At 35.0% G+C, this 25596-nt stretch carries 19 protein-coding genes; all 19 read left to right on the forward strand.

Annotated features, from left to right (window positions below):
• Window positions 1–17 precede the first annotated feature (17 nt).
• The 19 genes from IGK81_RS05430 to IGK81_RS05520 all read left to right on the forward strand — a co-directional run bounded on the left by IGK81_RS05430 (window position 18) and on the right by IGK81_RS05520 (window position 25530).
• Entirely contained in the window at window positions 18–4508 is a 4491-nt protein-coding gene (locus tag IGK81_RS05430; RefSeq protein WP_232622364.1) for a hypothetical protein, read from the forward strand.
• 192 nt (window positions 4509–4700) lie between these two features.
• Window positions 4701–6242, forward strand: coding sequence for a hypothetical protein (locus tag IGK81_RS05435; RefSeq protein ID WP_412003824.1), 1542 nt, complete (start codon window positions 4701–4703; stop codon window positions 6240–6242).
• A gap of 45 nt (window positions 6243–6287) precedes the next feature.
• Window positions 6288–6554, forward strand: coding sequence for a helix-turn-helix domain-containing protein (locus tag IGK81_RS05440; RefSeq protein ID WP_412003897.1), 267 nt, complete (start codon window positions 6288–6290; stop codon window positions 6552–6554).
• A gap of 478 nt (window positions 6555–7032) precedes the next feature.
• Complete coding sequence (locus IGK81_RS05445; RefSeq protein WP_412003825.1) at window positions 7033–7566, forward strand: hypothetical protein; 534 nt, start codon at window positions 7033–7035, stop codon at window positions 7564–7566.
• 386 nt (window positions 7567–7952) lie between these two features.
• Window positions 7953–9251, forward strand: a complete 1299-nt coding sequence (locus IGK81_RS05450) for a hypothetical protein (protein ID WP_034700692.1) — start codon at window positions 7953–7955, stop codon at window positions 9249–9251.
• Between the two features lie 476 nt (window positions 9252–9727).
• Window positions 9728–10015, forward strand: a complete 288-nt coding sequence (locus tag IGK81_RS05455) for a hypothetical protein (protein ID WP_034700691.1) — start codon at window positions 9728–9730, stop codon at window positions 10013–10015.
• A gap of 6 nt (window positions 10016–10021) precedes the next feature.
• Window positions 10022–10255 (forward strand): hypothetical protein, encoded by a 234-nt coding sequence (locus IGK81_RS05460; RefSeq protein ID WP_034700689.1) that lies wholly within the window; start codon window positions 10022–10024, stop codon window positions 10253–10255.
• A 658-nt stretch (window positions 10256–10913) separates the two neighbouring features.
• Entirely contained in the window at window positions 10914–11495 is a 582-nt protein-coding gene (locus IGK81_RS05465) for a hypothetical protein (protein ID WP_034700688.1), read from the forward strand.
• A gap of 34 nt (window positions 11496–11529) precedes the next feature.
• Window positions 11530–12429: a hypothetical protein gene (locus IGK81_RS05470; protein WP_034700687.1), complete on the forward strand. Its 900-nt coding sequence runs from the start codon at window positions 11530–11532 to the stop codon at window positions 12427–12429.
• Window positions 12430–12718: 289 nt separating this feature from the next.
• Entirely contained in the window at window positions 12719–12994 is a 276-nt protein-coding gene (locus tag IGK81_RS05475; RefSeq protein ID WP_010719359.1) for a UPF0223 family protein, read from the forward strand.
• Between the two features lie 4 nt (window positions 12995–12998).
• A complete protein-coding gene (locus IGK81_RS05480) occupies window positions 12999–13787 on the forward strand; it encodes an inositol monophosphatase family protein (protein ID WP_034700686.1) in 789 nt (262 codons plus the stop codon).
• Between the two features lie 152 nt (window positions 13788–13939).
• On the forward strand, window positions 13940–15769 hold the full coding sequence (gene typA, locus IGK81_RS05485) for a translational GTPase TypA (protein ID WP_010737451.1): 1830 nt from the start codon (window positions 13940–13942) through the stop codon (window positions 15767–15769).
• A gap of 1036 nt (window positions 15770–16805) precedes the next feature.
• The gene (recQ, locus tag IGK81_RS05490; protein WP_034700685.1) at window positions 16806–18557 is read left to right on the forward strand and encodes a DNA helicase RecQ; all 1752 of its coding nucleotides are present in this window, start codon (window positions 16806–16808) and stop codon (window positions 18555–18557) included.
• Window positions 18558–18719: 162 nt separating this feature from the next.
• On the forward strand, window positions 18720–19022 hold the full coding sequence (locus tag IGK81_RS05495; RefSeq protein WP_010719354.1) for a DUF1507 family protein: 303 nt from the start codon (window positions 18720–18722) through the stop codon (window positions 19020–19022).
• Between the two features lie 2 nt (window positions 19023–19024).
• Window positions 19025–20191, forward strand: coding sequence for an FtsW/RodA/SpoVE family cell cycle protein (locus IGK81_RS05500; protein WP_010719353.1), 1167 nt, complete (start codon window positions 19025–19027; stop codon window positions 20189–20191).
• Window positions 20192–20211: 20 nt separating this feature from the next.
• On the forward strand, window positions 20212–23640 hold the full coding sequence (locus IGK81_RS05505; protein ID WP_010737454.1) for a pyruvate carboxylase: 3429 nt from the start codon (window positions 20212–20214) through the stop codon (window positions 23638–23640).
• Window positions 23641–23653: 13 nt separating this feature from the next.
• Window positions 23654–24781, forward strand: coding sequence for a CAP-associated domain-containing protein (locus IGK81_RS05510; RefSeq protein WP_034700684.1), 1128 nt, complete (start codon window positions 23654–23656; stop codon window positions 24779–24781).
• Entirely contained in the window at window positions 24768–25196 is a 429-nt protein-coding gene (locus IGK81_RS05515) for a YlbF family regulator (protein ID WP_034700682.1), read from the forward strand. Before IGK81_RS05510 ends, IGK81_RS05515 begins: the two co-directional genes overlap by 14 nt.
• The gene (locus IGK81_RS05520; protein ID WP_010719349.1) at window positions 25189–25530 is read left to right on the forward strand and encodes a YlbG family protein; all 342 of its coding nucleotides are present in this window, start codon (window positions 25189–25191) and stop codon (window positions 25528–25530) included. Before IGK81_RS05515 ends, IGK81_RS05520 begins: the two co-directional genes overlap by 8 nt.
• Window positions 25531–25596: the final 66 nt, after the last annotated feature.

The raw sequence follows: 25596 nt of genomic DNA on the forward strand, positions 1-25596 counted from the left end.
TAAAGGAGATTGACTTTGTGAGAAAAGAAACGATTAAAACACTTCAAGGAGACTGTCATGAGAATGAAAAGAATAATGAAATTGGCGGTCCTAACAATTCAATTAAAAAGAGAAATGAAAGGATTATAGAAGCATACCAAACAGAAAATACATCGATAGCAGGACTTGCTGAGCGATTTGGAGTATCAAAGAGAACCATTGGAAATGTAACACACAGTCTAAAAGAGCAAAATCTGCAACAGCAAAGCTTAACGAATGAGACAACTAAAGAAAAGGAAGAGAGCAATAATCAAAATATCGAAGCATATTTAGCAGGAGACTTGTGGGTAAGTAAACTTGTTAATAAATTTAACGGATCAGCGAGAACCATTTTGATGAAAATAAAGAAAGCAAGAGAACAGAAGGAAGAGATGCAATATAAAACATCGTCAGAAAATGAAATTTTACAGTTAGATAGAAATAGTTTTGAGCAAAGGGAAGAGTTAGTGAAGCAACAAGAGCTGATTTCAGAAGTTCTTCTAAAAGATGAGCTGGAACAGGTACATCCTGCTCAGCCAAGGTCTTTAGAGGACAAAGTCATTTCATTAAGAAAACAAAAAAGTGTTGATCATGACAGCCAGTCAAAAAAATACAATCTCAATGACAGTTCAGGCAGAAAAAGAAAGATGCAAGAAAATAAGGACCCAGAAAAGTTTTCACTATCGGCGTTCCCAATTGATAAAAATAGTTTGAAAACATCGAGTGTGAAACCTAAGAAGCCAAAGAAATCTCATGTACTTCATGAAGTAGAAGAATATTCACCCAAACTATCACAAATAAGCAAACAAATACATACAACAGAGAATGAGCATTTAATTGATGAGAACCAACAGGATAAACTTCAAGGGATCGGTCCTCAACAAAATAAAAACTTTTCTTCATCACTTCCTTTACCAAATAAATTGGAGGAAGCAACAAGTAGTGAGAATCATATCTTCAATAGCAAACAAGTGCAAGTAACTGGAAGTCATCTAAGAGAAAATCAAGAGGAACATCCAATTTTATCAGAGACAGAAGGTGAATTTGGAAATAGCTTGTTCGATAGTTTATCTGATTTTGACTATTCAAATGAGTCCAATGAAGAACGTTCGTTTTTTCAAAATTCAGCAAATTTATTCGGTGAATTGTCAAATCATAATTTCACGACAGACGAAATAGTGGAAGCATTAATGGAAATTGATGAGACGTTAGACTCAGCAAAAAATCTAGTGGACTATGTGAACGGATCGAATGAACTTCCAAAACAATCTAATAATGATTTATTCGAAGATTTATCAAATGATAGTCTCACGACAGACGAAATAGTGGAAGCGTTAATGGAAATTGACGAGACGTTAGACTCAGCAAAAAATCTAGTGGACTATGTGAACGGATCGAATGAACTTCCAAAACAATCTAATAATGATTTATTCGAAGATTTATCAAATGATAGTCTCACGACAGACGAAATAGTGGAAGCGTTAATGGAAATTGACGAGACGTTAGACTCAGCAAAAAATCTAGTGGACTATGTGAACGGATCAAATGAACTTGCAAAACAATCTAATAATGATTTATTCGATGATTCATCAAATGATAGTCTCACGACAGACGAAATAGTGGAAGCGTTAGTGGAAGTTGATGAGACGTTAGATTCAGCAAAAAATCTAGTGGACTATGTGAACGGATCGAATGAACTTCCAAAACAATCTAATAATGATTTATTCGATGATTCATCAAATGATAGTCTCATGACAGACGAAATAGTGGAAGCGTTAGTGGAAGTTGATGAGACGTTAGACTCAGCAAAAAATCTAGTGGACTATGTGAACGGATCGAATGAACTTCCAAAACAATCTAATAATGATTTATTCGAAGATTTATCAAATGATAGTCTCACGACAGACGAAATAGTGGAAGCGTTAATGGAAATTGATGAGACGTTAGACCCAGCAAAAAATCTAGTGGATTATGTGAACGGATCGAATGAACTTCCAAAACAATCTAATAATGATTTATTCGATGATTCATCAAATGATAGTCTCATGACAGAAGAAATAACGGAAATATTAATGAGATTTGATGAGACATTAAACTCAGGAAAAAAACCAATGAAGTATGTAATGGAATTAAGTGAACGTCAAGAATCGAACAAATTATTCGATGAATCGTCAAATAGTCAACAGGTAGAATATCCTATAATGGAACAAACAATGGCAGGAAAAGCAGTTAATCAGCCTGGTTCGGAAAATAATCAAGTAAACTTTATAGAGGATCAGAATCAGGAATATCTGATTGATGAAGAAAAACATCCCCAGAATCCGCATAACATACATAATGATAGGGGCACAGGTGAGTTTATACAAAAGAAACAGGATAAGAGTATAAAAAATTCAGAAAACACCCCAGTGAATCAGAATCAGGAAACGGCGCTTGATGAAGAAAGACATCCAAAAAGAGCTGCTGCTCATTTATCTGAGAATCTACATAGTATACAAAACTTAGAAAGTAACCTAGGGCATCAAACAACCAAACAAACGGATAAGCAGACTATTCCTCAAACGGGGTATATTCTTGATCCTGTTCTTCCACAAAATGTCACTAAGAATAATTATTTAGAATATATTCAACTATATCAATCTATTCAGTCGACCATCAAAATAGAGACATTTTGTGACATAATGGAATTGTCACAAGATACATTTCAAGAGTTGCTTAAAGAAGCTGTTCCAGCTGAGTCAACTAATAGTGAATTAGGATATATAGAGAATAAAAGGGAAATTATACCGAGAGAATATAAATTAGAAAAGATCAATTTATATCTCAATTCTCAACATTCTTACGAATCTAAACGGCAGTTTTGTGATAAGAACAATTTAGACTATGATTCCTTTAGATCTTGGATAAGGGAACATAAAAAGGGGGAATTACCTCGTCAATCAATATCGACTATTGAAGAATTGATCAGTAGGGAACAAGATGGGAGAAATCTGTATTGTACTGCTAAGGTTAAGAAAGCCTGTGTACTTTTATGGAGAAGTAAGCGAATAGCACACAAGGTATTGTGTAAAAAATTGAACATTTCTGATGCGACTTTAAGAACTTGGAATAATAGATACGACCAGGCACGTGGTAAGAAGCAGGAGTTAATAACAACTCTCACAGAATTAAAAGAAAGGAAGTTAAAGCTAGGAAAGCTGTGTTGTACGGAGGAAGTTAAAAGAGAATGTGTTCTTTTATATAAGAATCAAGAAATGTCCATAGAGCAATTATGTAAGATTTATCATTTGACTCCGAATACGGTTAATGCTTGGATCGAAGAATATGACCGATTACTCCAAAATTCAGAAAGAACATCCCAAGCACGCCAAACTTTTTCAACTAATGTCGGGAATGCTAAATTTACAACAGCAGACAATAATGCGAGGTTAGCTCATGAACAAGGTAAGAGTCAAGGCAATCAAAGGATGCAACATAGTATACAAAACTTAGAAAGTAACCTAGGGGATCAAACAACCAAACAAACGGATAAGCAGCTTAATCCTCCAGCGAGGCACTCTCTTGACCCTGTTCTTCCACAAAAAGTCAATCAATCATACACTAAAAATGATTATTTAAAATATATTCAACTATACCAATCCATTCAAACGACCATCAAAATAGAGACATTTTGTGACATAATGGAATTGTCACAAGATACATTTCAAGAGTTGCTTAAAGAAGCTGTTCCAGCTGAGTCAACTAATAGTGAATTAGGATATATAGAGAATAAAAGGGAAATTATACCGAGAGAATATAAATTAGAAAAGATCAATTTATATCTCAATTCTCAACATTCTTACAAATCTAAACGGCAGTTTTGTGATAAGAACAATTTAGACTATAGTTCCTTTAGTTCTTGGATAAAGGAACATAAAAAGGGGAATTTAACTCGTAAATCAATCTCTACTATCGAAGAATTGATCAGTAGGGAACGAAATGGGAGAAATCTGGATTGTACCGCTAAGGTTAAGGAAGCCTGTGTACTTTTATGGAGAGGTTGCTCAATGACTAAGACTGAATTAAGTAACAAATTGAACATCAATGATATGGTTGTAAGATCTTGGGAAGATAGGTACAACCGGGCACATGGAAATGAGCAGAAGAAAATAATAACAACTCTCTCAGAATTAGAAAATAGGGATTTAAAGTTCAGGTATTTGAGTTGTACGGAGAAAGTCAAAAAAGAATGTATTCTTTTATTAAATGATACAAAAAATACCAAGGGACGAATATGTCAAAAGTATCATTTGAACGTTAAAACATTTTATAATTGGTACAATAAATATAAACCACTACTTAATGGTGCAGAAAAAGATTCAAAAGAACGCCAAACTTTTTCAACGAATGTCGGGAATGCTAAAATTACAGCAGCAGACAATAATGCGAGGTTAGCCAATGAGCAAAATAAGAGTCCAAATTTATTCTTGGGTAATCAAAAGATCCAATAAAATTCTAATAAGTTAATTATAGGTAAAGTGGAATGAACGTTAAATATAATTGAAATAAATTAAACAATTACTTTGAAAAAAAACAATAGTTGGATCTTGATCGAACATTTTTTTCTAAAAAGGAGAAAGAATAAACTATTTGCTAGAAAATTTGATATTAAAATAGATAAATAATTAGAAAAGGAAATTACTATGGAAAATGAATGGACGGAACAACGATACATAACAAAGAATGTAATAGGTTCCAATGGAAATGGGCAACAGTCATATGGTGAGCTAGGACAAGATAATCATCTGGTTAATGAGTCCAGTCCGGAGGAGGAGCTAGTAAGTCACATAATCAACCAAGGTCCTCCAACTATTCAAGAATTAGAAGCGGCGTATACTCTTTTTTCTAATCTTGAACCAAAGGAGCAAAGGATAGGGCAAATAGAGGAACAAGGAATAAAAGATGTCAATATGTTTGATTCAGGAAATAAGCGAGTGCACCCTAGATCAGACGAAAACGTGGGATATCCAAAAAGGCTAAAAGGCGCAAATAACCATTTATTTAATGAGCGAGACACCATAAATGATTCACAATTCCCACCTCAAACGACAAGAGAATCGGTCAATAAGCCCAGTCCAGAAGAAGACCTAGTACGCTACGTGTTCGAACTGGGTCCTCTGACTCGTCAAGAATTAGAATTAGCCGATACTCTTTTTTCTAATCATGAAACAAAAGAGCAAAGGATAGCCGAGGAGAGGAAAGGACAAACAGAGGGACAAGAAATAGAAACTGGAAATATGTTTGATCTGGAAAATAATCGAATGAACTCTGTAGTGGGCCAAAATTCGGAATCTTCGATTGATGAAGAAAAACATCTCCAGAATCCGCATAGCATACATAATGATAGGGACACAAGTGACTTTACACAAAAGAACATACAAGACAAGAGTACGAAAAATTCAGAAAGCACCCCAGTGAATCAGAATCAGGAAACGGTGCTTGACAAAGAAAGACATCCAAAAAGAGCTACTGCTCATTTATCTGAGGGTCTACATAATATACAGCACTTAGAAAGTCAAACAACCAAACAAACCGATAAGCAGCTTAATCCTCAAACGAGGCACTCTCTTGACCCAGTTCTTCCACAAAAAGCCAATCAATCAGACACTAAGAATGATTATTTAGAATATATCCAACTGTATCAATCCATTCAGTCGACCATCAAAATAGAGACATTTTGTGACATAATGGAATTGTCAGAAGATATATTTCAAGGGTTGCTTAAAGAAGCTGTTCCAGATGAGTCAACCAATAGTGAAATAAGATATCCAAGGGATAAAAGAATAGTTTTCCCGAAAGAATACAAATTGGAAAATGTTAAATTATATCTTAATTCTAAACATTCTTACAATTCTATCACTTATTTTTGTTATAAGAAAAATTTACCCTATATGTCCTTTCTAAATTGGCTCAAAGAGTATACAGAGGGGAAATTAACTCGTGAATCAATATCGACTATCGAAGAATTAATAAGTAGCAAACAAACTGATGGGTATCTGGATTGTACTGATAAAGTGAAGGAGACCTGTGTACTTTTATGGAGAGGTTGCTCAAAGACTAAGACTGAATTATGTGACAAATTGAACATCACTGATGGGGTTTTAAGAGCTTGGATGGATAAATACAATCAAGCACATAGAAATCAGCAGAAGAATATAATAACAACTCTTACAGAATTAAAATAAAGGAAGCTAAATTCAGGAAAGCTGTGTTGTACGAATGAAGTTAAAATAAAATTAGTTCTTTTATATAAGAATCGAGAAATGTCCGTGAAGCAATTATGTAAGATTTATCATTTGAATCCGAAAACGGTTTATAACTGGATCAAGAACTATGACCGATTACTCCAAAATTCAGAAAGAACATCCCAAGAACGCCAAACTTTTTCAACCAATGTCGGGAATGCTAAAATTACAGCAGCAGAAAATAATGCGAGGTTAATCCAGGAGCAAAATAAGAGTCCAAATTTAGTCTTGGGTAATCAAAGGATTCAATAAAATTCTAGCCAGTAAATCACAAGTAAAATTAGAATGAAAGTTAGATACAATAAAAATAAACTGACAAATTATGTTGACCAAGACCAATGGATTAATCTTGGTCGAACATTTTTTTCTCAAAAGAAGAAAAAGTGAATTATTTGTTAGAACATTCGATGTTAAAATAGATAAATAATAAATGAATAAAAAAGGATATGATTATGGAAAAGAAGTCAAATTCCTTAGATTGCATTATATGAACGTTTATAAGTCCCTGATAGTATTTTTAGCGGCTGGACAAAAGCTATGGTTAAGTTGTTATTAAACAGAAACTCACAAAAACGGTAAACTTGTTTTATAAATATTGAATACAACAAAGATTTAGCAGCAAAAATAATAAATGGAACTCTATTGTCAACGGGAATGACTTAATTTTATTTTTTGGAAAAAATCTATATACAATGAATCAAGTCAGATACGTTAGAAAGAAAGGTCGGGAATGATGAGTAAAAGAGAAGAAGGGGTTTATGTTGACCCTCATACAAAAGATGTCAGGTGCCATTCTCAATGGGACGACATTAGAAAAATCATCAACAAGAATCAAATGAACTATTTCAATCATCTATCAAAACTCTTTGAAAAAAAGCCGTTAATTTATTTTGAAATTGAAAAAAAAATGATGGATAAACAGAATATTAAAGGTATCTCTTTATTGGTTTTGTTAAAAAGGGAAGGAAAAGGTTTGGCATCCAGCGAATTATTTTATCCACCATTGAAAAATATTCGAGAGATTATGATAAAAGGATTGATGAAGGAATGTAGACAACAGGCATTCATTCAATTGAATGAAAAATACCAACAAAATGGGCATAGAATTGTTGAAATCACAGACCCATACTTTATATCATCTGACAATAAAGAAGAAAAACGTGATCTAGTGGGGATAAGAAAACACCTGAAGAAGGAGTTCGCAAAATATCCTAAAGAAGAACAAAGTGTAAAAATAGAGGAGAATCGAGATAATCGCTTTTAGCTCTTTGTCCAGCCGGATAAGGTTAGCTAATAAATATCAAAATTAGGTTTTTTACAACTAATGTTGGTAAAGAGAAATCTTAGAATAAAAAGGACAGAAAGAAGAAAAATTCCTTTTTGTCCTTTTTATTAGCTATAGATTGTTAGGTCTAGAGTATTTAAGGTATCTTTGATAAGTTGAGTATAAGACAGCTTGAATCCTTTTATGACTTGGTCAGTCAAATCCATTCTAAATGGTTTCGAGATGTCTTTTCTTATTTTTACCTTTTTTTCTGAAAAATAAAAAAGCAATTGGATCGACACATTTCGATATCAATTATTTGATTGTTTAGCGGAAGTAGTTATCTACTAACTTAATGTTTAATTACTTTAAAGGAGAGTGACTCTATGAAAAATGACACGATTGTAATCCCTCAAGAGGGATGTCATGTAGGTGATGAGAATGAGGAAATAAAAGGTTCGAATAATTTAAACGAGGCAAATGAAGATCATCGTTTGCTTCACCAAGACTCGGGCAATTTATTCAACCCTATATTAAAGGATAAATTTCCGATAGCTCAAAAAGTGGAAGTGTCAGACAATACAGTTCACACAAAAAGAAAACAAATGTTTGATGAGCAGAAATCAGTTAATCTTCAAGGATGGGACGAATTATATAATCCGCTGTTAAATGGCAATTATACGATAGAGCAAGCAGTGAAAGTGTTAGGTGATATATATGAACCAAAAAGAATACGAATATCTGATGAGGCGAAATCAAATGAACATCAAGAACAATCTGATCCTCAGAATCGCAATATAAGTGACTTTACAGAAAAGGAAATACAAGATAAGCGTACGAAAAGTTCCAAAAACATCCCAGTGGCTCAGGCAATCAAACAAATTGATAAACAGCCTATTTCTCAAACGGCGCATTCTCTTGAGCTTGCTCTACCAAAAAAAGTCAATAAAACATATCCTAAAGTGGATTACGTTCAACTATATCAATCCATTCAATCAGTTATCACAAGAGAGACATTTTGTGACATATTGGGATTATCAATTGATACATTTCAAAAGTTGCTTGAATATGAAGAGGTTGTCCCCGATCAGTCAGCCAATAGTGAATCAGAACATATAGATAAAAAAGAGAAGTTAACTCATAAAATAATATCGACTATCGAAGAGTTGAGGAGTAGGGAAAAAACTGAGGAGAATCTGAATTGTACTAATAAGGTTAAGGAAGCTTGTGTACTTTTATGGAGAAGTGAACGATTAATGCAGAAAGAATTGTGTGACAAATTGAACATTTCTGATGGGAATTTAAGAAGATGGAATTATAGATACGATCAGGCGCTTGGAAATAAAAACACAATAACAACTCTCGAAGATTTAAAAAATAGGGAGCTAGGGCCAGGGAATTTGTCTTGTCCAGCTGAAGTTAAAGCAGCGTGCGTTCGTTTACTTAAGAATAAAGAAATGACTAAAAAGCAAATATGTGAATATTATCGTTTGGTTCCGAAAACGTTGCATAATTGGACTAAAAATTATGAACTATTACTAAAAGAAATAGAAATGAAATCACAAGGACTTCACACTTTTTCAGCAAGTATTGGAAATGCTAAAATTACAGCGAAAGAAAATAATGAGTCGATAGTACATAACCAAGATACGAGTCCAAATTTAATTTTTGGCGGAAGGACGTAATAAAATTCTAACAGGATAATCATTAGTAAAATCGAATAAACCTTAGAAAAAAATAAAACAAACAAAAAATTATTCAGAAAAAGACCAAGAATTTGATTTTGATCGAACATTTTTTTCTAAAAAGAAGAAAAAGTGAATTATTTGTTAGAACATTCGATGTTAAAATAGAGAAACAATAAATGTATTAAAAAGGAATTGATTATGGAAAATAAGTGAAATGCCTGAGAGTGGATGTATAGACGTTTGTACATAAGTGGTAGTGTTTCTGATAATTGAATAAAATGATCTGAGCAAGTGCTGTTGAACAGAATCTTACAAAAACAGTAAACTTATTTATTAACGGAACATACTAAAGATACAGCAGCCAAAATAATGAATGGAGATTTATTGCCAATAATAATGACTTGAATTTATTCGTTAGAAAAAGATTCAATAAAAATGAATCAAGTCAAATATAATAAAAAGAAAGGTCGGAAATGATGAGTCAAAGAGAAGAAGGCACTCAGGTACCTCCTAATATAGACGATATCAATCGTCTTCCACAACGGAACGATATTATGAAAATTATCAAAAAGAATCAAATGAACTATTTCAACCATCTATCAGATCTCTTTGAAAAAAATCCGTTAGCGTATTTTGAAATTGAAAAGACCATTATGGATAAATACGAAATTAAAGGTATTTCTTTATTGCTTTTGTTAAAGCGAGAAGGAAAAGGGCTTGCTTTCAGCGAATTATTTTATCCGCCATTGAAAAATATTTGAGATTTTATGATAGCAAGATTAATGAAGGAATGTAGACAACAGGCGTTCATTCAATTGAATGAGAAATACCATCAAAATGGGCATAAAAATGCTGAAATTACTGGTCAATATATTAGTCAAACACTTTGTGATAAAGAAGAAAAACATGATTTAATGGCAATAAGAGAACGTTTGCAGAAGGGTTTCGTAGCATCTCATACAGAAGAACAACGTGTAAAAACAGAAGAGAAATCGAGATAATTATAGCTCTTAGTTCTTTATCAAATCTAATAAGATTTCTAATAAACATCAAAATTAGTAACTTCAACTAGTTTTGATGTTTTTTGCTTCACATTAAAGTATGTTCTTTCAGCATTTCTTGTAGTAACTAGGAAAAAGTAGGGTTTTCTCAATCATAGTTAGTTGGTATCTCTTTGTGGGAACAATAAGCTGAAATTCATGGGGAAAGTAAATGATCCACGACTTCATTTGCTGTTGAATAGTGCTATAAAAAATTCCGCATAATAACCTACAACACTCCATTATACTAAAAATTTTTCGTATACAGTGTTGTAATATGAACATAATTTTCAAAAAAAAAAATAAAAGGATCCTCCTTGTAATCGATTTCATGATAAGCTTTTTTTATAAAAAAGTTAATGAACTTATCTAGCTTAATTGGCAATAATTTTAGACTACGGTGATAGAATATGAAAATTGGAGAAAAAAGAGAAAACATCAAAACAATTTGCACACGCACTTATCTAGTTTGAATGATAAGATCTCGGTTACAACACAGAAAATTCAAATCAATCATATGAGCGATGCTCTACAAACCACAAATAAAAAATGATATAAAAGTAAAAAGTATTGAGAGGGACGTTAGAGAGTTATGTAAAAAAAGAAATGGGGTAAAAAGATGAAGTTTACTCAAATACAAAAAATTCATGTAAATCCAAATGTTGGCAATGTGAATCGACATAATGACTATCGAACAATCCAACGTATATTTGAGAAAAGTGCATACAATTATTATGTTCATTTAACAGATTTATTTGAGAGAGAACCATTGAGGTATGCTGAAATTGAAAATATTATATTTGAAAAATATAAAATCGAAGGTCCTTCTTTATTAGATGCGCTAAAAAGAGAAGGAAAAGGGTTCCAACGCAGTGAATTATTATGTGCAAATGAAGGTTTTAGAAAAAGTGTCATCAGTGCGTTGTTTATAGAATGCCAAAAAGAATCTAGAATGGAAATTATTGCCAATTATTATAAAAATGGGAATGATATTGTAGAAACGACATTCCCTGATTTTAGTCGTCTAATAGGCGAAAATAATCGCAGAGAAAAAGAAGCATTCGAACAAAGAGAAAAAAAAAGAATAGAAGTAAAGCGATTGAACGCGATACATAAAGGTTTATCTCATAATAAGAAAATAAATGTAATTGATACTCGGAGCATCTCTCAGTCTATACTTAATGTAGAACTAAATAGATAGCAATTATTAATATTTTGTAGGAGGTAGTCAACAGATGAATAAAGAAGATAATAAACTAACAAAATCTTTTTTACTTAGGCCAGACAAAGATCTTCAAACTTTTGCACATTCAAATAAGATTAGTACCAAAAGTATGAAACAAATATTAGAAGAAAAGCTAAAATTTCCATGGGAAAAATTAAACGATTATTTACCAGAGCTATTAGAAAAATCAAGCTATCATTGTATCGTTGAAAAAATTTTGAGTGAACATTCAGAGTTTGGTAAAGTTGTTCCTCTCAGTGAAGAGGCCAATAGGGAAATAAGCATTATTATGAATAAAATAGGAATTTCTGAACAATCTCAGTTCAGTGAAATTTTACCCAAAGCAATTTTAGAAAATCCAATAAGTTTGGAGAGTTTTTCTGAAAATTTAGAAAAATATGTTTCTTCGTCTGAATTTACGATGTATATTAATGCAGCAGAGATTCCAAGTACTATATCATCAGAAGAGATACTTAGCGATAATATAATAAATTTTGAACTAAACAAAACGATTCAAAAATACAATGAACTAGCTGTTAATGGAGGAAATATCATTACTAAACGAGATGTTAAAAGCACCTTACTTCATTATTTAAGTAGAAAGGATAATGAATCATATAGGCCTAAGGTCGATGCAGAAGTACTTATTGAAGTTGTTGTCAAAGCATTGCCACATTGTCATTATATTAAAAATTCGTCTTTATCCTCTCAAAATTGGTTCTATAAGATTTTTTTAGAAAATGAAGGGAATTCTAAATTTGCTGAGCTACAGAAGGGGATGTTTAAATTAATTTCAAAAGATGAAACATACACTGCCACTAAAATAAATGAACAATATCGGATAAATCATAGTTTTGCTAATGAAGCGTCTATGAGCTCGTTAAACATACCTGAACATGAAGGACGTTAGTTTTATATGAAATCCCTTAGGAAAAGTAAAAATGTTAGATCTTTTTCTCTTATTTTAATAAATAAACCTACGTCACCGACAGAATTTATTTTCTCTATTTTGTTAGTGACGGTTCTTTGTATGAACGTGTGAATTTTTATAGACTATTACTTATTTTTCTTAGCTAGCGATAAAAACATAGTTATTCAACTATAAATTAATTATGTAAACTAGAAAATCGAAACTATTTGGTTATGTACTTATTCTTATGATACACTGATTTTGACTATAGGAAATAGGAGAATGAAGTATGCAAGATTATCAATACCCGCTTGATTTAGATTGGACCACCGAAGAAATGGTCATTGTGATGAAGATGTGGGAGGATTTAGAGTTAGCGAATGAAAAGGGCATCGATAATGCTCGATTTTTAAAATCATACCAACAATTCAAAACGGTTATTCCATCTATTGGAGAAGAAAAAAAATTAGGAAAAGAATTTGAAAAAGTATCAGGTTATTCATTGTATCGAACAGTTCAAGCAGCAAAAAAGAATCAGAAAAAAATCCTAAAAATGAATGGGTGAGAACATGAATAAACAAGAACTGATCCATCAGATCAAAATTTGGCTTAAAGAAGCAGCTGAGAAAATTCGTGCGGTACAAATCAAGACGCTTAAAGTTGATCAAAAAACCAATCGAAAAGATCTGGTTACCAATATGGATCGTGAAGTCCAAGCTTTTTTGATTGAAAAGATTCAGGCGTATAATCCAGAAGCAAAGATTCTCGCAGAAGAAGAAGGTTACAGTGAGTTAGAAAGCTTTGAAGGGCAAGTATTTGTTATTGATCCAATTGATGGAACCATGAACTTCGTACTTGAACAAGAGAATTTTTGTATTATGTTAGGCGTTTATCAAGATGGTGTTGGACAACTTGGTTTTATTTATGACGTGATGAAAGAAGCGCTGTATTGGGGTGGAAAAGATTTAGGTGTTTATATGAATGACCATCCGTTAACTAAGCCAGAAGACCTTCGTTTAAAAGATGGACTTATTGGTTTGAACGGTTATCTTTTTAGTCATAATCGGTGGAATGTCCGAACGATTGGTGAACAAAGTATGGGTGTTCGTATTTATGGATGTGCAGGACTAGAAATGATTGCACTTTTAAAAGGGAAACATATTGGTTATATTGCAAATTTGAGCCCGTGGGACTATGGCGCAGGGAATATTTTACTCGCTGAATTTGGACTGAAATATAGCGGTATCTCAGGAGAAAAGCTAAAATTTCAAGGAAGAGAATATTATATTGCGGCTACACCTCAAGCCTATGATGAAATTCGGGCACTTATTGTTGCGGCTGATTCGCTAAATAAGTAAAAAAAACCGCATAATTAAGAAAAATATGGCTAAAATATTAATTTTCTCGAAAAAATGAAAACATTTTACTATATTTCATGAAAAAAGTTTGCTATAATAAACAGTCGAGTAAAATTGCACTGTCATAAAGAACCGAGAAGGAGTTAGTTACATTGAACTATAGAAATGATATCCGTAACGTAGCGATCATCGCCCACGTTGACCACGGAAAAACCACATTGGTTGATGAATTATTGAAACAATCAGATACATTAGACGCACACACACAATTACAAGAACGTGCGATGGATTCAAATGCTTTAGAAAAAGAACGTGGAATCACGATTTTAGCAAAAAATACCGCAGTTGATTATAAAGGGATTCGTGTCAATATCATGGATACACCTGGGCATGCGGACTTTGGTGGCGAAGTTGAACGAATCATGAAAATGGTTGACGGCGTTGTCTTAGTAGTTGATGCTTATGAAGGAACGATGCCACAAACTCGTTTTGTTTTGAAAAAAGCGCTAGAACAACATATTACACCGATCGTAGTTGTGAATAAAATTGATAAGCCTTCTGCACGACCTGAGTTTGTTGTTGATGAAGTATTAGAATTATTTATTGAACTAGGTGCAGATGATGATCAATTAGATTTCCCAGTTATCTATGCTTCAGCATTAAACGGAACATCTAGCTTGTCTGATGATCCAGCTGATCAAGAACCAACAATGGCACCGATCTTTGATACAATTGTTGAAAAAATCCCTGCGCCAGTAGACAATAGCGATGAACCATTACAATTCCAAGTATCATTGCTTGATTATAACGACTATGTTGGACGTATCGGGATTGGTCGTGTCTTCCGTGGAACGATCAAAGTAGGGGACCAAGTTGCCTTACTAAAATTAGACGGTTCAGTTAAAAAATTCCGTGTAACTAAATTATTTGGTTTCTTCGGCTTGAAACGTTTAGAAATTGACGAAGCAAAAGCTGGAGATCTAATTGCCGTATCAGGAATGGAAGATATTTTCGTTGGGGAAACAGTGACACCTGTGGACCACCAAGATGCTCTGCCAATTCTACACATTGACGAACCAACACTGCAAATGACTTTCTTGGTGAATAATTCACCATTTGCTGGCCGTGAAGGAAAATATGTCACTGCTCGTAAAATTGAAGAACGCTTGATGGCTGAGTTGCAAACGGATGTTTCATTGCGTGTTGAACCAACAAATTCTCCAGATGCTTGGACTGTTTCTGGTCGTGGAGAACTTCATTTGTCAATCCTGATCGAAAACATGCGTCGTGAAGGTTATGAACTACAAGTATCGCGTCCTGAAGTTATCGAAAAAGAAATTGATGGCGTGAAATGTGAACCTTTTGAACGTGTTCAAATCGACACACCTGAAGAATATATGGGTAGCGTAATCGAATCATTGAGCTTACGTAAAGGCGAAATGCAAGACATGATCCATACTGGTAATGGACAAATCCGTCTAACATTTTTAACACCAGCTCGTGGCTTGATCGGTTATTCAACTGAATTTCTTTCAATGACTCGCGGCTACGGCATCATGAACCACACATTTGATCAATACCTACCAATGTTACCAGGTCAAATTGGTGGACGACACCAAGGTGCGTTAGTATCGATTGATACTGGAAAAGCAACAACTTATTCAATCATGAGTATCGAAGAACGTGGAACTGTTTTTGTTGAACCAGGTACAGAAGTTTATGAAGGCATGATCATTGGCGAAAATAGCCGTGACAATGACTTGACTGTTAACATCACGAAGGCAAAACAAATGACTAACGTTCGTTCTGCTACAAAGGACCAAACATCTGTTATTAAAAAACCAAAACAATTGACGTTAGAAGAATCGTTAGAATTCTTGAATGACGATGAATATTGTGAAGTAACACCGGAAAGTATCCGTTTAAGAAAACAAATCTTAAACAAAAATGCACGTGAAAAAGCTTCTAAAAAGAAAAAATAATCATCTGTTCAACTTGTTGATACAGTGATGTTTAGCTTTGAGAAATAAACCGAAGAAGTCCAAAAATAGGAGTAACTATTTTCGGGCATCTTCGGTTTATTTTTTGTTCAGATGACTGGTAAATCAGCATTAAAGTGGATGAAAAGAAAAATACTGTCGGCAAATTTTGCTTCTCAATTTTTTAGAACGTATTCAATTGTTTGAAATTAAAAGGAGAGAATTGTTTTTCCTTTTTCTAAAATTGTTATCTGTGGAGAAGTTAATAAAAATTAAAAGAAAAATTCAATAAGTACGCTAAAAGTTTATTAAAAGTCTTTTTAAAATCTTTAATTACTTCGGTTTTTGTTTCACGAAAAGCGGAAGTTTCACAAAAAGCATGTTGTACTTGATTGCTTGGAGAAGTAAAATATAATTGACGTATTATAGTTATAGTGGGGCGATAGAAGGGTCAATAATAAAAGGTTGCTCTAGGCTTTTTATAAATAAAAAACAACTAAACCGTGGACGAGCGGCAGTTTTTTGACATAAAGCTGAGTTTCGTAAAACATGGGGAGCTGTTTCGAGATTATCATCCTTAATGCTCCTGCGATTACTCGGCGCAGTTTTTACTTGGTGAGCGCTCAGGTCAAAGCGCCCTTTTCACAACCTCTTATTCATGGTGTTCAAGCATCAGCTCCTTGAAATAAGCCTGAATTTTTCAAAACATGAGAAGCTGTTTTAAAAAATTCTTTCTTATTGTCATCGGAGCTTCCCGATGCTTTCACAACCTCTTATTCACGGTGTTCAAGAAGCAACTCCTCAGCAATAAGCGATGATTTTCTAAAATATGAGAAGCTATTTTAAAAAATCCTCTCTTATTCGCTCGGAGCTGATCGCTTCTTTCACAACCTTATTCACGGTGTTCAAAGAGCTGACCCTCGGCGATAAGTCAAAAAATCTCAAAACATGGGGAGCTGTTTCAAGATTTTCATCCTTAACGCTCAGGTCAAAGCGCTCTTTTCACAACCTCTTAAATCAACTAAAAAGTAGGGATAAAATGAATGATATATTAAAACAATACTTTGGTTATGAAGTATTTCGCCCTGGACAAAAAGAAATTATCCAAAAGGTACTTGGTCATGAAGACGTCCTAGGGATCATGCCTACAGGAAGTGGGAAGTCCATTTGTTATCAATTGCCAGCCTTAATGCTGGATGGCTTGACTGTGGTCATTTCTCCTTTGATCTCTCTGATGAAAGATCAAGTAGATGCTGCCAATCAGTTAGGCATTTCAGCGACATTTATCAATAGTTCATTGGATAGTTATGAGACTGCTTCTCGGTTTCGATTACTCGAACAGCAACAAATCCAATTATTATATGTTGCGCCAGAACGGTTTATCATGCCAGATTTTATCCAATCAATGAAACGTTGGCACGTGCAACTGATAGCGATTGATGAAGCGCATTGTATCTCACAATGGGGACATGATTTTCGTCCAAGCTATCTTCATATGGCAGAAACATTAAACACGTTTGATCAACGACCGGTCATTGTGGCATTGACTGCTACTGCAACAAAGCAAGTAGCGGAAGATATTAAAAGACTTTTAAAGATACCAATGGATAATCATATTCAAACGGGTTTTGCACGAGAAAATCTACGTTTACAAGTAGTAAAAGATCAAAAAAAAGAGCAGTACTTAATTGAGTATCTACGTATCAATAAAAAGCAATCAGGGATCATTTATGCCGCTACCCGCAAAGAAGTTGATCGAATCTATCATTTGTTAAAGAAATTTGATTTCAGTGTTGGCAGATATCATGGTGGGATGAGTGAAAGCCAACGAACAGAAATCCAAGAAGACTTTTTATATGACCGTACAGAATTATTAGTTGCAACGAATGCTTTTGGCATGGGGATCAATAAGAGTAACATCCGCTTCGTCATTCATTATCAGATTCCTGGTTCTTTAGAAGCTTACTATCAGGAGGCGGGAAGAGCAGGTCGTGATGGGCTCTTAAGTGAGGCTGTCTTGTTGTTTGCTCCCCAAGATATCCAGGTCCAAAAATTTTTTATCCAACAATCCCAACGAGAAGAGTCACAAAAACAAAAAGAATACGAAAAATTAAAAGCAATGACGGAATACGTCTACATCGAATCCTGTCTGCAACAATATATTCTTACTTATTTTGGCGAAAAAAGTATCCCATGTGGAAGATGTGGTAACTGTTTAGATGAACGTGAACTAGTCGATGTAACGACTGAAACACAGATGGTGTTGTCTTGCTTGAAACGCATGGGTGAAAATTATGGGAAACAATTGTTGATGAAGGTATTAGCTGGTTCGAAAGAACAAAAAGTCAAGATGCTAGGTTTTCAAGCGTTATCAACTTATGGCTTATTAAAAAAATGGGCACAAAAAGATATTCTTCAGTTGATCGAGTATCTTATTTCTGGTGGTTATCTGTATTCAATGAACGGTGAATACCCCACGTTGAAAGTAACGGAACTAGGAATCGAAGTGTTAAAAGGGAAACAAAAAGTATTTAAAAAAGAAGCTGAAAAAGTCCAACAACTTTCTGATGAAGAAGCTGACACCTTATTTGAAACGCTAAGAGAGTTACGAACTGACTTAGCTTCTGAAGCAGGCGTGCCGCCTTATGTGGTGTTTTCAGATGCGACTTTAAAAGAAATGAGTCGACAACGTCCAAAAGATCGACTTTCTTTATTGCAGATAAAAGGGGTAGGACAAAGCAAGTTAGACAAATACGGGGACGCTTTTTTAGCACTGATACTTTCTAGTTAAGTAGTGTATCGTTTGTAAAATTAGTGCATCTATTGTTTTTGCTCATGATAGGCTAGCAAATAGTAAAAAAAGAAGAAAATCCCTGAGCGAAAACTGGGATTTTTCCCCGTTAGAATTTTAAGTATGTTATAATAAATAAACTTAGAATGGGGGTAGGCTTAGATGGATTCTCTATCAAATGAATTTGCAGTTCAAGTGCTTAAAGATGAATCAGAACGAATCAAACGCTTGATCAAAAATCAAAAAAATAGCCTGTGTATCTCACAATGTAAGGCATTTGAAGAAGTAGTAGATACGCAAATGTATGGCTTCTCACAACAAGTCGGATTTGCCGTTCGTGTAGGCATCATCGATAAAACGGAAGGTCAATTGTTGCTGAGTGAGCTAGAGCGTGAACTGAACCGATTATATAGTGAGGTTTACCAAGAAAATTACGATAAAAAAGAAATTGGCAAGGAGGAGTAAACTTGCCTAAGAAAGTAAAAAAAAGGCATTTATTAAACTATAGTATTTTGATTCCTTACTTGATTCTATGTATTTTAGGTTTAATCATGGTCTATAGTTCATCATCTTATTTATTGCTAGAAAATGGAAGCAGTCCTTCCGCCTCTTTTTTTAACCAAAGTTTGTTTTGGGGCGTTAGCTTAGTAGCTATTGGACTTTTATATAAAATGAAAACATCCGTATTAAAAAATCAACGACTGATTATGGCAGCTATTGCTGTACTGACGATCTTGCTATTGATCGTTTTATTCTTCGGGAAAGAAATCAATGGAGCGAAAGGATGGCTTCAAATCGCTGGATTCTCTCTCCAGCCAGCTGAATACTTAAAGATCATTGTGATTTGGTACTTAGCATTAACGTTATCTAAAAGACAAAGAAGCGTTCAAAAAGATTTTGTTTCTACTGTTAAAAGACCGTTACTGTTAGTGTTGGCACTAACAGCGCTAGTTGCTATTTTACCCGATTTTGGTAATGCAACTGTCATTTTTTTAATTATCTTAGTCTTACTTTTGGCTAGTGGTATCAACTACGTTTATACGTTGATCGTTGGGGTCGGTGGGGTTGGCTTGAGTGCTTTAGCAATCTGGTTGATCAATATCACCCACGGGAAAATATTTCCCGGACGTTTACAATATATCTATAACCGATTTGCCATTTATCAAAATCCTTTTTCTGATGAGTTGAACAAAGGTCATCAATTAGCTAATGGTTATTATGCGATGTTCAATGGAGGTCTTTTTGGTCGAGGTCTTGGAAATAGTATCCAGAAAAAAGGATTTTTAAATGAAGCGCAGACGGACTTTATTTATGCCATTGTGGTAGAAGAGTTAGGCGTGATCATGGGGATCTTGATTCTTGCTTTACTGTTTTTCATGATTGTTCGGATCTTTTTGGTGGGGATTCGCTCAAAAGATCCATTTAATTCTCTATTATGTATTGGGATTGGTGCCATGTTTATGATCCAAATATTTATCAATTTGGGAGGGATTACCGGCGTTATTCCGTTAACTGGGATCACTTTCCCATTTTTGAGTCAGGGAGGATCTAGTTTATTGATGTTATCCATTTGTGTTGGCTTCGTCTTGAATATCAGTGCAGATGAAAAAAGAAAAAGTTTAGGTTTATACTAAAAAGATGTAGGAGTGGTTTGATGGAAAAAGTTTTAGTTGCTAACAGAGGAGAAATTGCTGTACGAGTGTTTCGAGCATGTACAGAATTAGGAATTAAAACTGTAGGTATCTACGCAAAAGAAGATGAGTATTCCGTGCACCGGTTTAAAGCAGATGAAGCATATCTAGTTGGCGAAGGGAAAAAACCGATTGACGCTTACTTAGATATTGAAGGGATTATTGCCATTGCGAAAGCCTGTGGAGCGGATGCGATCCATCCAGGCTATGGGTTGTTATCTGAAAATCTAAGTTTTGCAAAACGATGCAAGGAAGAAGGCATCACTTTTGTAGGACCAGACTTACATCATTTGGATATCTTTGGTGACAAGATCAAAGCAAAAGCAGCAGCTATCGCAGCTGGAATTGCTTCGATTCCTGGGACTGATGGACCGATTGAAAAGGTCGAAGATGCTTTGTCTTTTGCTGAAACGTACGGTTATCCGATCATGATTAAAGCCGCTCTAGGTGGTGGGGGACGAGGCATGCGTGTCGCCCATGATGAAAAAAGCGCTCGAGAAGGCTATGATCGTGCGAAAAGTGAAGCAAAAGCGGCTTTTGGCAGCGATGAAGTGTATGTTGAAAAATATATTGCAAATCCTAAACACATCGAAGTCCAAATTTTGGGCGATAAACATGGAAATGTGATCCATTTATTTGAAAGAGACTGCTCTGTACAAAGACGTCACCAAAAGGTAGTAGAGGTAGCCCCTTGTGTCTCCATGTCCACTGAACAACGCGAACGCATCTGTCAAGCAGCCGTTCAATTAATGAAACACGTTGGTTATGTCAATGCTGGGACGGTTGAATTTTTAGTTGAAGGAAATGACTTTTATTTTATCGAAGTCAACCCTCGAGTCCAAGTGGAACATACGATTACAGAGATGATTACCGATGTGGACATCGTGACTACTCAATTATTGATTGCCCAAGGGAAAGATTTACACAGTGAAATTGGTCTGCCGCAACAAGCAGATATCAAACTAAATGGTTCTGCGATTCAATGTCGGATCACTACAGAAGACCCGTTGAATCATTTTCTTCCTGATACAGGGAAAATCGATACTTACCGTTCACCTGGTGGTTTCGGAGTGCGTTTAGATGTCGGTAATGCTTATGCAGGATATGTGGTTACCCCATACTTTGATTCACTTTTAGTCAAAGTTTGTACACATGCGGCAGATTTTGATACGGCAATCCAAAAAATGGAACGTTGCTTAAAAGAATTTCGGATTCGTGGAGTCAAAACCAATATCCCATTTATGTTGAATGTGATTTCCCATCCTGAATTTCAATCAGGAAATGCTAAAACGACATTTATCGATAATACAAAAGAATTGTTTGAGTTCCCTCGTTTACGCGACCGTGGGAATAAAACAATGAAATACATCGGTGAAATTACCGTGAATGGCTTCCCAGGAATCAAAAATGGTGAAAAACCATTTTATGAATCTCCTCGGGTACCGAAAGATTTGATTAAACGCCCAGATTATCTGACAGCAAAAAATGTTTTAGATTCTGATGGTTCGGATGCGTTAGTCCAATGGATCAAATCGCAAGAAAACTTGTTATTGACTGATACGACATTTAGAGATGCTCATCAAAGTTTATTAGCAACTCGTGTTCGTACGAAAGACTTTAAAGAGATTGCTCAATTGACCGGTGAAGGATTACCTGAACTATTCTCAAGTGAGATGTGGGGAGGAGCAACCTTTGACGTCGCTTATCGCTTCTTGAATGAAGATCCTTGGCAAAGATTAAGAAAGATCCGAGCATTGATGCCAAATACGCTGTTACAAATGTTGTTCAGAGGTTCAAATGCAGTCGGTTATTCCAATTATCCGGATAACGTCTTAGTAGAATTTGTGAAAGAAGCAGCGGCTCAAGGAATTGATGTGTTTCGAATCTTTGACAGTTTGAACTGGGTACCGCAAATGGAAAAAAGTATCCAAGCGGTTCGAGACACAGGTAAGATTGCAGAAGCTGCGATCTGCTATACCGGAGATATCAATGATCCTAGTCGTGCAAAATATAATGTCCAATATTACAAGGACATGGCGAAAGAACTAGAACAACTTGGGGCGCATATCATTGCGATCAAAGATATGGCTGGCTTGCTGAAACCACAAGCTGCTTATCGCTTGATCAGTGAATTAAAAGAGACTACTGATCTGCCAATCCACCTTCATACACATGATACGAGTGGAAATGGAATCATTACCTATTCTGCAGCTTCGAAGGCTGGGGTAGATATCGTTGATGTGGCGATGAGTGCGATGAGTGGGAATACAAGTCAACCAAGTATGAGCAGTTTGTATTATGCTTTGGTCAACGGTCCACGGTTGCCAGAGATCAATATTCAAAATGCACAACAATTGAATCATTACTGGGAAGATGTCCGTATGTATTACAAACCATTTGAGAACGGTTTGAATGCACCAGAAACAGAAGTATATATGCATGAAATGCCTGGTGGACAATACTCTAATCTCCAACAACAAGCCAAAGCAGTTGGTTTAGGAAATAAATGGGATGACATCAAACAGATGTACCATACAGTGAACCTGATGTTTGGTGATATCGTGAAAGTTACCCCTTCATCAAAAGTTGTAGGAGACATGGCCTTGTTCATGGTTCAAAATGATTTAACGGAGGAAGATATCTATGAAAAAGGTGAAACACTGAGTTTCCCTGAATCTGTCATTACTTTCTTCCAAGGAGAGCTAGGACAACCGGTTGGAGGATTCCCGGAAAAATTACAAAAGATCATCCTTAAAGGACGAGAAGCGATTACTGAACGTCCTGGAGCTTTAGCTAAACCAGTTGATTTCCAACAAGTCAAAGCAGAATTAGCTGAAAAAATCGGCTATGAACCTAAACAAGAAGAAGTGCTGAGCTATTTGATGTATCCGCAAGTCTTTCTAGATTATCAAGCAGCCTATAATCAATTTGGTGATGTGACATTACTTGATACACCAACATTCTTCCAAGGGATTCGCTTAGGAGAAACGGTGAATGTTCAAATTGAAAAAGGCAAGATTTTGATTATTCGCTTGGATGAAATCGGTGAACCAGATATTGAAGGAAATCGTGTCTTATTCTTTAATTTGAATGGGCAACGTCGTGAAATCACAGTGAACGACCATTCGATCATCAGTACTGTACAAACACGTGTGAAAGCTGAACCAACAAATCGTGAACATATCGGTGCAACGATGTCTGGTTCTGTATTAGATGTATTAGTCAAAAAAGGCGATCATGTCAAAAAAGGCGATACATTGATGATCACGGAAGCAATGAAAATGGAAACAGCAATTGAAGCTCGTTTTGATGGTGAAATTGCGCATGTCTATGTAACAGATGGCGATGCGATCGCTTCTGGTGATTTATTGATTGAAGTAACTGAAAAATAAAGGTGGGAAAAAGATGAAACGGCTAGGGTTATTTGGTGCGATATTGTTATCAGTGATCATTGCATTTTACATGCAGCCGGTGTTGTTTCCTCCTAAACTTGAAGTAAAAAAAAGCTCAGAGCAAATCACTCAAAATCAAATGACTACGTGGAAATACCAGAAGTTGGAAACATCTGGCTTTTCCACGTATGTTGGTCAATCAGTTGATGAATTAGAGCAACGTTTTGGTGATCCCTATGAACGCTTGACGAGTGGGTTTGGTTTTGAAACAAGATATTACCATGATCAAATCAATCACTTATCCTTTGAAGCGAATATCACAAAAGATAAAGTTTCCACGATTAAAGTATTAAATACGGACAACTCAACGATTGCTCCTTTTTACTTAGGGATGACAATGCAAGATCTAACAGAGATCACCACGATCTATACGAATTTTAATTTTCAATACAATGGAACAGATGTCGGGATCGAATTGATGGAAGAAGATATGAATTATCGACCGTTGATTGCGTTTGATAATGATACGTTTGCTATTTTATTCTTCGACCAAAGTAGTAATGGACTGTTTTCGATCGTTTATTTGGATAAAGCTAGTTTGTTGAAACTTCATCCCTATCAAGTATTTGGTTCAGACTTACCGCAATATAAAATAGACGATCAAGTAGATTGGGCTGAAATCAATCAAGCAAAAGAAGGTCATAGTGTTCGATTGTTGAATCAGTTAAGGCAATTGGATCGCTTACCACTTTATAAGCAGATGACCGGTTTTTCTACTCAAACGAAATTGCTTTTAAGTGATTATCTTAATAGACCAGAAGATATTTTGACGAAAGAACGATTAGCAGAATGGCAACAAATAGCGGGTAGTACAAACGCAACTGCTAAGTTTTCATTGACTACTGATGAAATTGATTCGTTAGTCGCAAAAAGAAAGCTTCCCCAATCGACCGGTGTCTTTACACATCCAGTGATTGATCCAACGTTTACATTTTTATTTTTGTATAGTGATCCGTACTATCACGACCGCTTTTTAGTTAACACTTCCGATCTATTAGGAATTGCTTTTTCAAAAGAAAATATGTTAGTCTTAATGCAAGAAGAAGTTAAGGAGAGTACCGATAGCAGTGATAATCAATGAGGAATTATTTGCCTTAGAAGATCAATGTCAGAGCTTATCCAATTGTATCAAAAAAAGCGAGACGATGAAAAAATATTTAAAAGCTAAAAAAGTGATGGAACAATCAGCGGATGTCAATTTATTGATTAATGATTTCTCAATAAAAAAAGAACAGTTTGAAAAAGTTGTTCCTTATCAAAAATATGCACCAGAATTTCGAGAGAAGCAAAGAGCTGTTCGGTTAGCCAAACGCCAACTTGATTTGCATGAAAAAGTAGCGGATTTTCGTTTTATGGAAACACAATTGCAAGATCTATTGGATAAAATTAGCCAACAGTTAGCAGAAACGGTATCGTTGACGATTAAAATTGATGCGGGAAATCCTTTTTTTGAACAAAAGGGGCGTAGTGGATGTGGAGGTAACTGTCATGAATGATGAAAAAAATGAATTTCAACTAACGAAACGACGTGGGTTGATTGTCTGGGTATACAGTTTGAAACAATTAAAAAATTTGAAGAAATTTGGATTGCTTCATTACGTTTCGCGTAAAATGAAATATGTCGTATTGTATTTGAATGAAGACACTTTTGAGCAAACTGCAGAACGAATCAACAAACTTCATTTTGTTCGCAAAGTTGAACGCTCTTATCGTCCAGACGTCGAAATGAACTTTGCTGATAAGATTGGTACGAAGCAACCAGTCAAAGAAGAAGGTTTTGAGATTGAGGAGATCAATACTAAGATTCGTTTAGCAGACCATGTCTTTTAAACCTGTTTTGTGTAAATCATTCATCTCTTAAATAAAAAAGATAAAAATAACTTGAGAAAGCATGAA

It is taken from the genome of Enterococcus sp. DIV0703 (genome assembly GCF_051711065.1).
Classification (GTDB): domain Bacteria; phylum Bacillota; class Bacilli; order Lactobacillales; family Enterococcaceae; genus Enterococcus_B; species Enterococcus_B hirae.

Coding starts and splice junctions, on each gene's coding strand:
- IGK81_RS05435 (WP_412003824.1), top strand. CDS start 4,701: ATGGAAAATGAATGGACGGAACAACGATACATAACAAAGAATGTAATA.
- IGK81_RS05445 (WP_412003825.1), top strand. CDS start 7,033: ATGATGAGTAAAAGAGAAGAAGGGGTTTATGTTGACCCTCATACAAAA.
- IGK81_RS05450 (WP_034700692.1), top strand. CDS start 7,953: ATGAAAAATGACACGATTGTAATCCCTCAAGAGGGATGTCATGTAGGT.
- IGK81_RS05455 (WP_034700691.1), top strand. CDS start 9,728: ATGATGAGTCAAAGAGAAGAAGGCACTCAGGTACCTCCTAATATAGAC.
- IGK81_RS05460 (WP_034700689.1), top strand. CDS start 10,022: ATGATAGCAAGATTAATGAAGGAATGTAGACAACAGGCGTTCATTCAA.
- IGK81_RS05465 (WP_034700688.1), top strand. CDS start 10,914: ATGAAGTTTACTCAAATACAAAAAATTCATGTAAATCCAAATGTTGGC.
- IGK81_RS05470 (WP_034700687.1), top strand. CDS start 11,530: ATGAATAAAGAAGATAATAAACTAACAAAATCTTTTTTACTTAGGCCA.
- IGK81_RS05475 (WP_010719359.1), top strand. CDS start 12,719: ATGCAAGATTATCAATACCCGCTTGATTTAGATTGGACCACCGAAGAA.
- IGK81_RS05480 (WP_034700686.1), top strand. CDS start 12,999: ATGAATAAACAAGAACTGATCCATCAGATCAAAATTTGGCTTAAAGAA.
- recQ (WP_034700685.1), top strand. CDS start 16,806: ATGAATGATATATTAAAACAATACTTTGGTTATGAAGTATTTCGCCCT.
- IGK81_RS05495 (WP_010719354.1), top strand. CDS start 18,720: ATGGATTCTCTATCAAATGAATTTGCAGTTCAAGTGCTTAAAGATGAA.
- IGK81_RS05505 (WP_010737454.1), top strand. CDS start 20,212: ATGGAAAAAGTTTTAGTTGCTAACAGAGGAGAAATTGCTGTACGAGTG.
- IGK81_RS05510 (WP_034700684.1), top strand. CDS start 23,654: ATGAAACGGCTAGGGTTATTTGGTGCGATATTGTTATCAGTGATCATT.
- IGK81_RS05520 (WP_010719349.1), top strand. CDS start 25,189: ATGAATGATGAAAAAAATGAATTTCAACTAACGAAACGACGTGGGTTG.